10 protein-coding genes are annotated in these 14,256 nt (G+C 61.8%); 3 read left to right on the plus strand and 7 right to left on the minus strand.

Annotated elements, in window-relative coordinates:
• The first annotated feature begins 59 nt into the window (after window positions 1-59).
• The 3 genes from AACY19_RS18115 (at window position 60) to glgB (ending at window position 7,801) form a co-directional block, all read left to right on the plus strand.
• Window positions 60-2,054 carry an alpha-1,4-glucan--maltose-1-phosphate maltosyltransferase gene (locus AACY19_RS18115; RefSeq protein ID WP_339452517.1) on the plus strand — a complete coding sequence of 665 codons (1,995 nt, stop codon included), beginning with the start codon at window positions 60-62 and terminating at the stop codon, window positions 2,052-2,054.
• Window positions 2,055-2,225: 171 nt separating this feature from the next.
• Window positions 2,226-5,567, plus strand: a complete 3,342-nt coding sequence (gene treS / locus AACY19_RS18120; protein WP_339452519.1) for a maltose alpha-D-glucosyltransferase — start codon at window positions 2,226-2,228, stop codon at window positions 5,565-5,567.
• A 2-nt stretch (window positions 5,568-5,569) separates the two neighbouring features.
• Window positions 5,570-7,801: a 1,4-alpha-glucan branching protein GlgB gene (glgB, locus tag AACY19_RS18125; protein ID WP_339452521.1), complete on the plus strand. Its 2,232-nt coding sequence runs from the start codon at window positions 5,570-5,572 to the stop codon at window positions 7,799-7,801.
• A gap of 123 nt (window positions 7,802-7,924) precedes the next feature.
• Here glgB and AACY19_RS18130 read toward each other — a convergent pair whose 3' ends face one another.
• The 7 genes from AACY19_RS18130 to AACY19_RS18160 form a co-directional block, all read right to left on the minus strand.
• Entirely contained in the window at window positions 7,925-8,995 is a 1,071-nt protein-coding gene (locus AACY19_RS18130; protein ID WP_339452523.1) for an autotransporter outer membrane beta-barrel domain-containing protein, read from the minus strand.
• A gap of 424 nt (window positions 8,996-9,419) precedes the next feature.
• Window positions 9,420-10,202: an endonuclease/exonuclease/phosphatase family protein gene (locus AACY19_RS18135; RefSeq protein WP_339452525.1), complete on the minus strand. Its 783-nt coding sequence runs from the start codon at window positions 10,200-10,202 to the stop codon at window positions 9,420-9,422.
• A gap of 95 nt (window positions 10,203-10,297) precedes the next feature.
• On the minus strand, window positions 10,298-11,056 hold the full coding sequence (locus AACY19_RS18140) for a PIG-L deacetylase family protein (RefSeq protein ID WP_339452527.1): 759 nt from the start codon (window positions 11,054-11,056) through the stop codon (window positions 10,298-10,300).
• 155 nt (window positions 11,057-11,211) lie between these two features.
• Window positions 11,212-11,898, minus strand: coding sequence for a glycosyltransferase (locus tag AACY19_RS18145; RefSeq protein ID WP_339452529.1), 687 nt, complete (start codon window positions 11,896-11,898; stop codon window positions 11,212-11,214).
• Window positions 11,895-12,494 (minus strand): SAM-dependent methyltransferase, encoded by a 600-nt coding sequence (locus tag AACY19_RS18150; protein WP_339452531.1) that lies wholly within the window; start codon window positions 12,492-12,494, stop codon window positions 11,895-11,897. The genes AACY19_RS18145 and AACY19_RS18150 overlap by 4 nt, the downstream gene beginning before the upstream one ends.
• Window positions 12,491-13,261, minus strand: a complete 771-nt coding sequence (locus AACY19_RS18155; RefSeq protein WP_339452533.1) for a PIG-L deacetylase family protein — start codon at window positions 13,259-13,261, stop codon at window positions 12,491-12,493. Before AACY19_RS18155 ends, AACY19_RS18150 begins: the two co-directional genes overlap by 4 nt.
• Window positions 13,258-14,256, minus strand: coding sequence for an acyl-CoA dehydrogenase family protein (locus AACY19_RS18160; RefSeq protein WP_339452535.1), 999 nt, complete (start codon window positions 14,254-14,256; stop codon window positions 13,258-13,260). Before AACY19_RS18160 ends, AACY19_RS18155 begins: the two co-directional genes overlap by 4 nt.

Raw genomic sequence — 14,256 nt, forward strand, 5'->3', positions numbered from 1 at the left:
TCGCTGCGAACACTGATCCGGCACTAGAGCGTCCTTGGGGCGTTAAGGAGAGATGCTCAATGACTGCTGAAAAACCTTCCGAGCAGAGTTACAACCCGCACATGCCACTGTCGCAGGCCTTGCTGTTGCCGCGCATCGTCATTGAAAACACCATGCCGAGCCTCGACGGCGGCCAGTTTGCCGTGAAGTCGATTGTCGGGCGCGAAGTCATTGTCACCAGCAAAGTGTTTGCCGACGGTCACGACAAGCTCGCCGTGCACATTCGCTGGCGCGCAGAAGGTGATGAAAGCTGGCAAAGCGAGGTGATGACCGACCAGGGCAATAACGGCTGGAAAGGCGGGTTCCGCCCGCAGGAACAGGGCCGTTACCTGTATTGCATCGAAGCGTGGATCGACCACTTCGCCAGTTTTCAGTATGAGCTGGAGAAAAAGCACAACGCGGCGGTGCCGGTATCGCTGGAATTGCAGGAAGGCCGCACGATGGTGCAGCAAGCCGCCGAGCGCAGTGAAGGCGAACTGAGCGAGCAGCTCGCCGCGTTGCATCATGAATTGTCCGGTCTGCTCGAAACCGAGCAGGTTGCGTTGTTCCTGCACTCGCGCAGTGCAGAACTGATGGCCCAGGCCGATCACCGTGCCTATCTGAGCGTAAGCGCGGATTTCCCCGTGGACGTCGAGCGCGAACTGGCGGAATTCGCCAGTTGGTACGAGCTGTTTCCGCGCTCGATCACCGATGATCCCCACCGTCACGGCACCTTCAATGACGTGCATTCGCGGTTGCCGATGATTCAGGACATGGGCTTCGACGTGCTGTATTTCACGCCAATCCATCCGATTGGTCGGGCTCATCGCAAGGGTCGCAACAATTCGCTGACGGCGGGGCCGGACGACCCCGGCAGCCCTTATGCCATCGGCAGCGAGGAGGGCGGGCATGAGGCGATCCACTCGCAGCTCGGCACCCGCGAGGACTTCCGCCGGCTGGTGGCCGCTGCCGCCGATCATGGCCTGGAAATCGCTCTCGATTTCGCCATCCAGTGCTCTCAGGATCACCCGTGGCTCAAGCAGCATCCGGGCTGGTTCAACTGGCGGCCGGACGGCACCATCAAATACGCGGAAAACCCGCCGAAGAAATACCAGGACATCGTCAACGTCGATTTTTATGCCCCGGATGCGATTCCGAGCCTGTGGGTCGAGTTGCGCGACATCGTCGTCGGCTGGGTCAATGAAGGCGTGAAGATCTTTCGCGTCGACAATCCGCACACCAAACCGCTGCCGTTCTGGCAGTGGCTGATCGCCGACGTGCGCACGCTGCATCCTGAAGTGATCTTCCTCGCCGAAGCCTTCACCACGCCGGCAATGATGGCGCGTCTGGGCAAGGTCGGTTACACCCAGAGTTACACCTATTTCACCTGGCGCAACACCAAGGCCGAACTGGCCGCCTACTTCACTGAACTGAATCAGTCGCCGTGGCGCGAGTGCTACCGGCCGAATTTCTTCGTCAATACGCCGGACATCAACCCGGCGTTTCTGCATGAATCCGGACGTCCGGGTTTTCTCATTCGCGCCGCGCTGGCGACGATGGGGTCGGGTCTTTGGGGCATGTATTCCGGGTTCGAACTGTGCGAATCGGCGCCGGTGCCAGGCAAGGAGGAATACCTTGATTCGGAGAAGTACGAGATCCGCGTTCGCGATTTCACCGCGCCGGGCAACATCATTGCCGAAATCGCCCAGCTCAACCGTATCCGCCGGCAAAACCCGGCGCTGCACACGCATTTGGGCCTGAAGGTCTACAACGCCTGGAATGACAACATTCTGTATTTCGGCAAACGCAGCGCGGATGGCAGCAATTTCATTCTGGTGGCGGTCAACCTTGATCCGCACAACGTGCAGGAAGCGAATTTCGAGCTGCCGCTGTGGGAAATGGGCCTGCCCGACGACGCCACCACCCACGGCGAGGACTTGATGAACGGGCATCGCTGGGACTGGCATGGCAAATACCAGTACATGCGCATTGACCCGGCGTACCAGCCGTTCGGCATCTGGCGAATCACTGCCTGAACACACATTCCCTGGGGGGAGCGAGTTTGCTCGCGAGAGCAATTTCGCAGACGACATTTTTACTGACGGTTGACCCGCATTCGCGAGCGGGCTCGCTCCCACAGGTTGCTTTATTGAGTTGGAGTCAGGTGATCGGCTCGCGGCTTTTCTAGAATCGGACAGGAGTTTCACATGGCGAAGAAACCCAAGGCAGCCACCTTTATCAAAGACCCGCTCTGGTACAAGGATGCGGTGATTTACCAGGTTCACGTCAAATCGTTTTTCGACTCCAACAATGACGGGATCGGCGACTTTCCCGGCCTGATCGCCAAGCTTGATTACATCGCCGACCTCGGCGTCAACACCATCTGGCTGTTGCCGTTCTACCCGTCGCCACGGCGCGACGATGGCTACGACATTGCCGAATACCGTGGCGTGCACAGCGATTACGGGACCATGGCCGACGCCAAGCGCTTCATCGCCGAGGCGCACAAGCGTGGCTTGCGGGTGATTACCGAGCTGGTCATCAACCACACCTCCGACCAGCACCCGTGGTTCCAGCGTGCGCGCAAGGCCAAGCCCGGCTCGGCGGCGCGGGACTTCTATGTGTGGTCGGATGACGACCAGAAATACGACGGCACGCGGATCATTTTTCTCGACACGGAAAAGTCCAACTGGACCTGGGACCCGGTGGCGGGCCAGTACTTCTGGCACCGTTTCTATTCGCACCAGCCCGACCTCAATTTCGACAACCCGCAAGTGATGAAAGCCGTGCTGTCGGTGATGCGCTACTGGCTCGACATGGGCATAGACGGTCTGCGCCTCGACGCGATTCCGTACCTGATCGAGCGCGACGGCACCAACAACGAAAACCTGCCCGAGACCCACGACGTCCTCAAGCAGATCCGCGCCGAAATCGATGCCAATTACCCCGACCGCATGCTGCTCGCCGAGGCCAATCAATGGCCGGAAGACACGCAGTTGTATTTTGGCGACACCGATGCCGAAGGCCTCAATGGCGACGAATGTCACATGGCGTTCCACTTCCCGTTGATGCCGCGCATGTACATGGCGCTGGCCCAGGAAGATCGTTTCCCGATCACCGACATTCTGCGTCAGACCCCGGAAATTCCTGCCAATTGCCAATGGGCGATCTTCCTGCGCAACCACGATGAACTGACGCTGGAAATGGTCACCGACAAGGAGCGCGACTACCTGTGGAATTACTACGCCGCTGACCGTCGTGCGCGGATCAACCTTGGCATTCGTCGACGTCTGGCTCCGCTGATGGAGCGCGACCGTCGGCGGGTGGAGTTGCTCAACAGCCTGCTGCTGTCGATGCCTGGCACGCCGACCCTGTATTACGGCGATGAAATCGGCATGGGCGACAACATCTATCTGGGCGACCGCGATGGCGTGCGCACGCCGATGCAGTGGTCGATTGACCGCAACGGTGGTTTCTCCCGCGCCGATCCGGCCAGCTTGGTGCTGCCGCCGATCATGGACCCGCAGTACGGCTATTTGTCGGTCAATGTGGAAACCCAGTCCGGCGACCCGCATTCGCTGCTCAATTGGACCCGGCGCCTGCTCGCGGTGCGCAAACAGTCCAAGGCGTTCGGGCGTGGCACGTTGAAAATGCTGTCGCCGAACAACCGTCGCGTGCTGGCCTACACCCGCGAATACACCGATGCCGACGGCAAACACGAAATCATTCTCTGCGTGGCCAACGTTTCGCGCAGTGCGCAGGCGGTCGAACTGGACCTCTCAGCTTACGTCGGCATGGTGCCGGTGGAGATGCTCGGCGGGAATGCCTTCCCGCCGATTGGCCAGTTGAATTTCCTCCTGACCCTGGCGCCTTACGGCTTCTACTGGTTCGCCCTGGCCGCAGAGAACCAGATGCCGAGCTGGCACGTGGAGCCGGCGCAAAGCCTGCCGGACTTCACCACGCTGGTACTGAAAAAACGCATGGAAGAACTGCTCGAAGCACCGTCGCGCCCGACGCTGGAGCAAAGCATCCTGCCGAGCTGGCTGCAGAACCGGCGCTGGTTTGCCGGCAAGGACGCGGCCATCGACAAGGTGCACCTGGCGTATGGCGTGCGCTTTGGCGACGCCCAGCATCCGGTGTTGCTCAGCGAAATCGAAGTCACCAGCGCTGGGCAGACCAGTCGCTATCAACTGCCGTTCGGCTTTATTTCCGAAGACCAGGTCGGCCCGGCGCTGCCGCAGCAATTGGCCTTGTCCCGTGTACGCCGAGTGCGACAGGTTGGCTTGATCACGGACGCGTTCAGCCTTGAAACATTTGTTCGTGCGGTGCTGCAAGGCATGCAGAACAACACTGTGCTGGAGTCGAGCGAGGGTGAAATCCGTTTTGCACCGACGCCGCATCTGCAACAACTCGGTCTTGGCGCCGAGTCGGAAGTGCGTTACCTGTCCGCCGAGCAATCGAACAGTTCGGTGGTGATCGGCAACAGCCTGGTGCTCAAGCTGATACGCAAAGTCGCTTCTGGCGTACACCCGGAACTGGAGATGAGCGCTTACCTGACCGAGGCCGGATTTGCCAATATCTCTCCGCTGCTCGGTTCGGTGATTCGCCGCGATGCCCAGGGCGAAGACAATCTGCTGATGATCGCCCAAGGTTATCTGAGCAATCAGGGCGACGCCTGGGAGTGGACGCAGAACAACCTCGAACGGGCGCTGCGCGATGAACTGGCCGATGCCATGTCCGAGCAGGAACAGCATTACAACGCACTGGGCGAGCTGAAGGATTTTGCCGGCATGCTGGGTCAGCGTCTGGGCGAGATGCACAAGGTGCTCGCCGCGCCCACGGAGAATGTCGACTTCGCCCCGCAGGTGTCGACGGCCAAGGACATGCAAGCGACGGGCAAGGATGTCGCAGCCCAGGTCGAACACGCGTTGAAGTTGCTCAAGCAGCATCAAGGCGAACTCAGTGCGGCGGATCAGAAACTGGTGAAGAGGCTGGTCGACGAGAAGAAAACCATTCTCGCCCACGTGCAGGATCAGGCGAAAAAAGCCGTCGGCGGTTTACGTATTCGCGTCCACGGCGATCTGCATTTGGGCCAGGTATTGGTGATCAAGGGCGATGCCTATCTGATCGACTTCGAGGGTGAACCGGCGCGGCCACTGAGCGAACGCCGTGGCAAACACAGCCCGTACAAGGACGTCAGCGGGGTGCTCCGCTCGTTCGACTACGCGGCGGCGATGACTATCAACGTGCACAACGTCGATCACAGCGCCGAGTCCGAAGCGGCGCGTCATCGTGTTGCCCAACGGTATCTGCGTGAAGCCCGCGAGGCATTTGTTCAGGCATATCGCCATGCGGCAGCTAGTCTTGATCATGCCTGGCAAGATCCTGAAGGGGCCGACGCTGCGCTGGCATTGTTCGGTCTGGAGAAGGCGGCCTATGAAGTGGCCTATGAAGCCGAAAATCGCCCCACGTGGCTGCCCGTGCCGTTGCACGGTTTGTATGGGTTATTGACGGGGCTTAAACCCTTTTCCGATCTTGGTGGAGAGTAGTCATGAGTTTCTCGAACAAGGAACAGGGTCAGGTCAAAGAAGCATTGCTGCCCTCGGCGACAGATATCGATGCCCTGGTGCGTGCTGAACATCAGGACCCTTTTTCCATTTTGGGCCCGCACGGCGATGGCGCCGGCGGCCAGTTTATCCGCGCCTATCTGCCTGGCGCGTTGAGTGTGGTGGTGCTGGATAAAGACAGCGGCGAAGAGCGCGGACCGCTGGAGCAAACTGAAACCCCGGGGCTGTTTGTCGGCCATTTCGATCACGCCCGACCGTACCTGTTGCGCACCCGCTGGGCCGGTGGCGAGCAGGTCGCCGAGGATCCCTACAGCTTTGGCCAGTTGCTCGGTGAAATGGATTTGTATCTGTTCGCCGAGGGCAATCACCGCGACCTCAGTGCCTGCCTCGGCGCGCAACTGAAAACCATCGACGGCGTCGACGGTGTGCGCTTCGCGGTGTGGGCGCCGAATGCCCGACGGGTGTCGGTGGTCGGCGATTTCAACGTCTGGGACGGGCGTCGCCATCCGATGCGTTTGCGCCATCCTTCCGGGGTGTGGGAATTGTTCATTCCGCGCCTGCAGGCGGGCGAGTTGTACAAGTATGAAATCCTCGGCGCCCACGGCATTCTGCCGCTCAAGGCGGACCCGATGGCGCTGGCCACGAGCCTGCCGCCGGACACCGCGTCAAAAGTCGCCGAGCCGCTGCAGATCGACTGGCAGGATCAGGACTGGATGAGCAGCCGTCGTGAGCGTCAGAAGCATTCGGCACCACTGTCGATCTATGAGTTGCATGCCGGCTCGTGGCAATGCGAGCTGGATGATCTGGGCGAAGTGTCCCGCCAGTACACCTGGCCGGAACTGGCCGAGCGGTTGATTCCTTACGTCAAGGAACTGGGTTTTACCCACATCGAACTGATGCCGATCATGGAACACCCGTTCGGCGGTTCCTGGGGTTATCAGTTGCTCTCGCAATTCGCGCCGAGCGCACGGTACGGCTCGCCGGCGCAGTTCGCCGAATTCGTCGATGCCTGCCACCGGGCCGAAATTGGCGTGATCCTGGACTGGGTGCCCGCGCATTTTCCCACCGATGCTCACGGCATGGCGCAGTTCGACGGCACCGCACTGTACGAGTACGGCAACCCGCTGGAAGGCTTTCATCAGGATTGGGACACGCTGATCTACAACCTCGGACGCACCGAAGTGCACGGCTACATGCTGGCGTCCGGGCTGCACTGGTTGAAGCATTTTCACGTCGATGGCCTGCGCGTCGATGCGGTGGCGTCGATGCTCTATCGCGACTATTCGCGCAAGGCCGGCGAATGGGTGCCGAACCGTCACGGCGGGCGCGAGAACCTGGAGGCCATCGATTTCCTGCGTCACTTGAATGACGTGGTCGAACTGGAAGCGCCTGGCGCCTTGGTCATCGCCGAGGAATCCACCGCATGGCCGGGGGTCAGTCAGAGCACCCAGCAGGGCGGCCTCGGCTTCGCCTATAAATGGAACATGGGCTGGATGCACGATTCGCTGCATTACATCCAGCAGGACCCGGTGTATCGCGCGCACCATCACAACGAATTGAGTTTTGGTCTGGTCTACGCCTGGTCGGAGCGCTTTATCCTGCCGATCTCCCACGACGAGGTGGTGCACGGCAAGCATTCGCTGATCGACAAGATGCCCGGTGATCGCTGGCAGAAATTCGCCAACCTGCGTGCCTACCTGAGCTTCATGTGGACCCATCCGGGCAAGAAATTGTTGTTCATGGGCTGCGAGTTTGGTCAGTGGCGCGAGTGGAATCACGACCAGCAACTGGATTGGTATCTGCTGCAATATTCGGAACACAAAGGCGTGCAGAAACTGGTCGGCGATCTCAACCGGCTCTATCGCGAAGAACCGGCGCTGCACGATCAGGACGACGCGCCGCAGGGCTTCCAGTGGCTGATCGGCGACGACGCGATCAACAGCGTTTATGCCTGGCTGCGTTGGAGCAAGGACGGTAAGCCAGTGCTGGTGGTGGCCAACTTCACCCCGGTGCCGCGCCAGTCGTACCGGATCGGCGTACCGTTTGCGGGGCGCTGGACCGAGTTGCTCAACAGCGATGCCGACACCTATGCCGGCTCCAACTATGGCAATGGCGGCGGGGCGTTTACCGAGGAGGTGCCGAGCCATGGCCAGTCGCTGTCACTGGAACTGAATCTGCCGCCGCTGGCGGTGCTGATTCTCAAGCCTGAGGGCTGATCCGGGACCGCGTCGCTGCCTTCGCGAGCAAGCCCGCTCCCACATCGGGAATGAGTTTCCCTGTGGGAGCGGGCTTGCTCGCGAAGGCGTCAGTCCAGGCATCATCAATTTTCGCTGCAGCCCTCACCAGCGCATCCGCACCCCAAGGCTGCCGATCAGACCATTCAGGTCATTGTCATCCACATCACTGCTGTAATCGGCGCTCACATACAGGCTCACCGCCGGCGTCACTCGCGCCACCAGGCCCAATCCCACCTCCACCGTCGATGATTTGCGACTGCTGCTGATCTTGTCGACTTCATCCAGCGTTACCGTGTTGCCGGTGTACACCGTGTGCCACAGGTTGGTGCGCACGTAGGGTTCGACCGGCAGGCCGTTCAAGTCATAACTGCCTTTCAAGCGGGCACCGACGCGGCCGCTCCAGGTCGTGAGCTCGGTCGATGAGGCACTGCGGGAGCCGGTGTACGGCGTGTCGAGGGTGATGCGTTGGTTGATCAGTTGTGCTTGCGGTTCCACCACCCAGTTTTCGCTCAAGCCAATCGGGTAACCCCCCTCGACCGAGAAGGTCATCGCACTGCCTTCGGTGGCCTGGCGCGCGCCTCGCTCGTTGCGGCTGAAGCCACTGACCCGGCCACCGCTCGCCGACAAATCGACGTGCCAGCCCTGGGCGCCCGTCAGGCTGTAATAGGCGCCGACGCTCTGGCCTTGCAGATTGAGAGTGTCGGTGGTCGGGTCGGCTTGTGCGCGGCTGGTGAGCAGGCCGTTGCCATTGGCCTGAATCTGGTTGAGCCCGCCGATCAGGCCGATGGTCTGGGTATGGCCGCTGCCGCTTTGCAGAGTCAGCACTGCGGGGCCCTTGAAGTCGCCGCTGCCCGGGATGGCGAAGCCTGAGGACAACACATCGGACTGCGCCTGGCGCGAGCTTCTGCCGTACAACTCATCCCACGCTGACGGCGCGAGGTCTTGGGTAATCAAACGTGTGCCCTGCAGGTCGGGACGTGGACTGAAACGCTGTGGGGCGGGGGTGATCACGGTGGTGGGCAGGGTCATGACGGGGACGTCATCGCGGTACCACGGGGTGGCTTCATCCGCCGCAGGCCCGGCCTGTGTCTCCATGGATGAGCACAGCAGGAGGTAGCTCGATACTGTGCAGAATGTGACTTTGATCTCGTATGGAGTGAATGGAGTTTTCATGGAGGTCTACCTTGCAGGCGCATGCGGCATCTCGACGTGGCGCCTCTCCTACCCCGAGCGAGGGGCGACCGAATGGAGCGGGGCGAACCCTGGCCGCTCGATTTCGCGAGTGTCCGGAGGCTCGCCCCGGGCAGTGATTCCGGGGTAGTAAGGTAGAGATAAGAAGAGCGACGGGCGTCCGTCAAGAAATTGAACGATGAGCGGTAGTGGTAAAACAGGATTTGCAACTGTTTGTTTTTCTGAACATAACTAAGTGGTTGTTTGTAGGGGTAAACGCTGCGCAAGCCCCGTGTTAGAGAGGCTCGATTGCCGACAGAAGGTCTTGTTGCCGGCGCGGGTGCCTGAAATTCGGACCAGGCTACGCAAGTGAATACTGTCAATATTGCTGCTTGGCATGTCGGATGGTTGTGCGGAATCACCGCCGCTACAAATGCACTTCCACCGCCAATGGCAGGTGATCCGACAGGTGCGTCCATGGCTTGTTGCCGAGGATTCGCGGGTCGTGGCTACTGGCATTGCGCAGGTAGATGCGATCCAGCCGCAGCAGCGGAAAGCGCGCCGGATAGGTCTTCGCCGGACGACCGTGGTGACGCTCGAATGCTTCGTGCAGGTAGTCACGACGGGCGAGGGCGACGTTGCCCTGCAGTTGCCAATCGTTGAAGTCGCCAGCAATGATCACCGGCGCATCTTCGGGTAACGACTCGAGCAACTGGCAGAGCAACTGCAATTGCAATTGGCGATGGCTTTCGAGCAGGCTCAGGTGCACGCAAATCGCATGCACTTCGGCGTGGCCTGGAACCTCCAGCACACAGTGCAACAGGCCTCGGCGCTCGGGGCCGGTGATCGACACGTCGAGGTTGCGGTATTCGCGGATCGGGTATTTCGACAGCAACGCATTGCCGTGGTGACCGTCGGGGTAGACGGCGTTGCGCCCGTAGGCGAAATCGCTCCACATGCTGTCGGCGAGAAATTCGTATTGCGAGGTTTGCGGCCATTCGTTGTAGCGGTTCGAATGACGTTCGTGTTCGCCGACCACTTCCTGCAAGAACACCAGATCGGCCGAGGTGCTGCGTACCGCTTCGCGCAGCTCCGGAAGGATGAAGCGCCGATTGAGCGCGGTGAAGCCCTTGTGGGTGTTGACCGTCAGCACCTGCAGACGATGAATCACTGGCGCGTCGACAACATGACGCTTTGGATCGCTGGGCACGTTCACTCCTCTGATTCCTGACTGCCTATTTCATGCGACTGATGCGGTGGGGCGCCAGTTCCGTCCAATCCCCCCCACAGGGGGGAGGGAGTGCTTCAGAGAAAGACGATTTCATAAGGCAACCGCATACGCTCCAGAATCACCGGTGGCAGCATCGGTGCGAGGCCGATGGCCGGTTCGCCCTTGAGCTGGCTGGCGTAGGCGTGGGTGGCGTGGCTCTTGCGCGCCACAGTCCAGGTGTCGAGGCGCAGTTTTCGCGCCCGCTGCCAAGGGATCAGCTTCTGCTCGCGCTCCGGCCAGTGCCAGGCCCACATGGGCACGTCGTGATAGATCGCGCCCGCCAGTTCGGCCGCTTTGGCGCTGGCCCGTCCGACCACTTCATGGTCATCGTTGCCATCCTCGGACCAGGTGCTGAACACCACGTCACCGGGGCGCAGATAACGGCTGATGAACTCGATAAGTTGCCGCTCCTGATCGAACAGCGCGTTGTCAGTGAAACCGCCGCGCACCCATTTCAGGCTGTGCATCGGTAAACCGAGGCGGCGCAGGGCTTCGACGCTTTCCTGGGGGCGAAACACGCTGAGGCGTTTTTCCGACCACTGCCGCGAGCCCGGATGACTGGCGCTACCGTCGGTGATCGAGAGCAATTGCAGTGGATGGCCGAGGCTGGCGAGCAATTGCAGCAGGCCGCCGCAGGTCACTACTTCATCGCCCGGATGCGGGGCGATGACCACGGCGCGGGCACCGGGTGGCACCAGTGTCTGGCTGGCGATGACAGGGATGTTGTCGAGTTGCGCTGCGCGGTTCCAGATCTGTTCGGTCTGGCTGCTGTCGTTGTGAAATAGCGGCTTCATCGGGAAGACGTCCTTGTTGAGTCTGGCCCTCAGTCGCGGCGCTGCCTTGCAGGCTGGCGCGAACGACCCGTGAGGGCGGGGTAATTGCCGTGCGACGCTCCGAACCCTGGATTGCCGCGCTGCAGAGTATTGCTCATGTCACGAAATTCGTCGCCTCAGCGTTCGATCTGATCCGGTTTTTTTTTGCAGCGCTGTGCCAGATTTCGCAGAAAGTCACCAAAACCGCCACGGGCGCGACTGTCGAAGCGAGCGCTGGTGTGGACCTGCGGGCGATGGCTCCAGGCGATATTGGCGCCGGACAGCTCAAGTTCGCGCACCAGTTGCACATCTTCGTCGCAGGCCAGCGGTTTAAAGCCTCCGGCCCAGCGATAGGCATCGGCGCTGATGCCGAGATTGGCGCCGTGAATATGCCGATGGCCGTCGCGGGCCTGATAGTGCCGGTGATAGCTTATTTGCGCCGCCTCATCGAATGACTCATGCCAGTGCTCGACGGTGACTGTGCCACACACCGCGTCCGCGCCCAAGCCAAGCTGCGCCACCAGCCAGTCATCGGCGACACGACTGTCGGCGTCGGTACAGGAGATCCAGCGGGCGCCGCGTTCGAGCAGAATCCGCGCGCCGGCAGCGCGGGCCTGACCGACGTTGCGCGCATTGATGCTCAAACTCTGCACCGGATAGCCGCTGACAATCTGTGTCGAGCGATCAGTGCAACTGTCGAGCACCACCAGCACTTCGACCCGCTCACCGGCGAGCAAACCATGCCGGGCGGCCCGCAGCGCGGCGCTCAGGCATTCGTCGAGCAAGGCTTCTTCGTTGTGCGCCGGAATCAGAATGCCGATCATCGCAGACCCTCCAGCGCCGCCACCGAACGCGGTTCGCGGCTCCACACTTCGAGAAGAAAATCCGCCTCCTGGTGCAAAACCAGGCGCGGCAGGTGCAGGTGATCGTGAATCAGGTCGTGAACCTCGCGGGCATTCAGCGGGCAGCCGTCGATGGGCGGACGCCAGTGGCAGGCCAGCAGTTGACCGTCGGCAGTCAGGGAATTACTGATCCGGCGGATCACGTCTGTCAGATCCTGGTGGTCGAGGTAGTAGCCGATTTCGCTAAATACAATCAGGTCGAATTTTTCTTCCGGCCAGCCTTCCGGGAGGCGGTTTTGCCGGACTTCGGCGTGGTCAAACAGGCCGAGGCGAGTGCGCGCCAGGTTCACCGCCGCACTGGCGGTATCGCAGCACAGCAAGCGATCACAGCGGGTTGCCAGTTCGGCGCTCAGTTCGCCATTGGCACAGCCCGGTTCGAAGATCGCACGATAGTGCGGGCGCGGCAGGGCAGCGAGGGTGATCGCGCGTTTGCGCTGTTCGTACCAGCGCTGGCGGAACGCCCACGGGTCATCATTGCCGGCGAACAAGCCGTCGAAATAGCGGTCCTCGACACTCATAGAAACACGACTTCGAACGGTTGCAGCAGGCGGTCGAGCACGTAAGGCGCGAGCACCGGCCCGAGGCCGGCGGCGGGGTCGTCTTCCAGTTGACTGGCAAAGGCGTGCACGGCGTGCCGCTTGCGGGCGACCTGCTCGGGCGTCAGCAGCACCTTGCGCGCCCGTTGCCAAGGCACCAATGCATCTTCGGGGGTTGCCCAATGCCAGGTCCATACCGGCAGTTCGTGACAGGTCGCGCCGACACGCCGGGCGGCCTGCGCACTGGCGCGGCCCACGGCTTCATGGTCACAGTGGCCGTCTTCGCGCCAGGTGCTGAACACCACATCGTCGGGGCGCAAATGTTGTTCGATGAATGCGCACAGACGCGATTCCTCTGCGGCGACCTGGGTGTCGGTGAATCCACCGCGCAACCATTTCATGCGGTGCATCGGCACGCCGAGCCGCCGCAGGGCTTCGGCGGACTCCTGCGGGCGGATCACGCTGAGACGCTCCACCGGCCATCGCGCGGAGCCCGGATGGCTGGCGCTGCCGTCGGTGACCGAGATCAGTTGCAGCGCACGTCCGGCACCGGCGAGCACTTGCAGCAAACCGCCACAGCCCAGCACTTCATCGTCGGGGTGGGGCGCGATGATCACCGCACGGGCGCCGGGTGGCACCAGCGCAAGGACGTCCACCACCTCGAGCCCGGCCAGGTGTCGGGAGTTTTGCCACTGGTGCAGGGTGGTGCCCTGACCGACGATGGGATTGGCTTTCTCAGCGGTTTTCATAATGCCCAAACCTCAGCGGATTGGCTGGCAAGCAATTGACCCAGGCCGGCGAGGTCGCGCTCGGCGTGGCTTTGCCGCAGGAACACCGGCAGATCGGCGATCAACCGCGCGAAGTGCCGGTCCTTGCAATAAGGCCCTGCACCGAGCGCCCGTCCGACCTCGCGAATCACTTGTTCGGCGGATTGTTCGACCACGGCGCGGGCGCGGCGGGCGAGCAGTTCAGCGTTGTCTTCGGGATGCGCATCAATGTGCAACGCGCTATAACGCAAGACATCCGCCGCCGCCTGCAAGGCGCTGTCGACGGCACCGAGATGGGCGAGGGCGTGGGCTTCTTCACGTTGTGCGCAGTGTTGGCGCAGCGGCTCGGCAATCTGCCGCGCGGCGCCATACCAGCACGCGGCAATACCGATGCCGCCTTGCCAGAAACCGGGGCGTTGCAGGTAGTCGCCGGGTTTGCCGATGGCCTGGCCTTCGGCGTTATCGAACACCACTTCGACGCTGCCGGTGGCGCCCATGCCCACGGCTTGCCAGCCTTGATCGGTGACGCGCACGCCGGGTTGGTCGAGCGCCACCGCCACCAGTTGTTGCTGGTCATCGGCGTCCCACGCGGTCAGCAGGGCATGGCTGAGCACAGCGGCACCGGAGCACCAGGCCTTGCGTCCGTTCAGCGCGACCATGTGCCCGGACGGGTTGACCCTGACCCGCGCCTGCGGGGGCTCCGCCGCCCACATGCCCCACGTGCTGCCTGGCGTCGGCGTACCGCCCAACTGCTCGATGATCGCCAATGCATCGGTGTGGCCTTCGTAAAGTTTGCACAGGCCGAGGTCATGCCCGCCGACCTCGGCCAGGCGCTGAAAGCGCTCCAGCGTCAGACCGCTGGCAGGCAGGGGCAAACGGTCAAGTCCGGCCTCGACCAGCGCCCGCAGGCAATGGCCGAGGGCGTGGGTGTCGGGATACTCAGGCGGGCGTCGGCCGAGATAACAGTGCAGATCCAT

The sequence above is a fragment of the Pseudomonas sp. EA_5y_Pfl2_R50 genome, from assembly GCF_963970475.1.
Lineage (GTDB): Bacteria > Pseudomonadota > Gammaproteobacteria > Pseudomonadales > Pseudomonadaceae > Aquipseudomonas.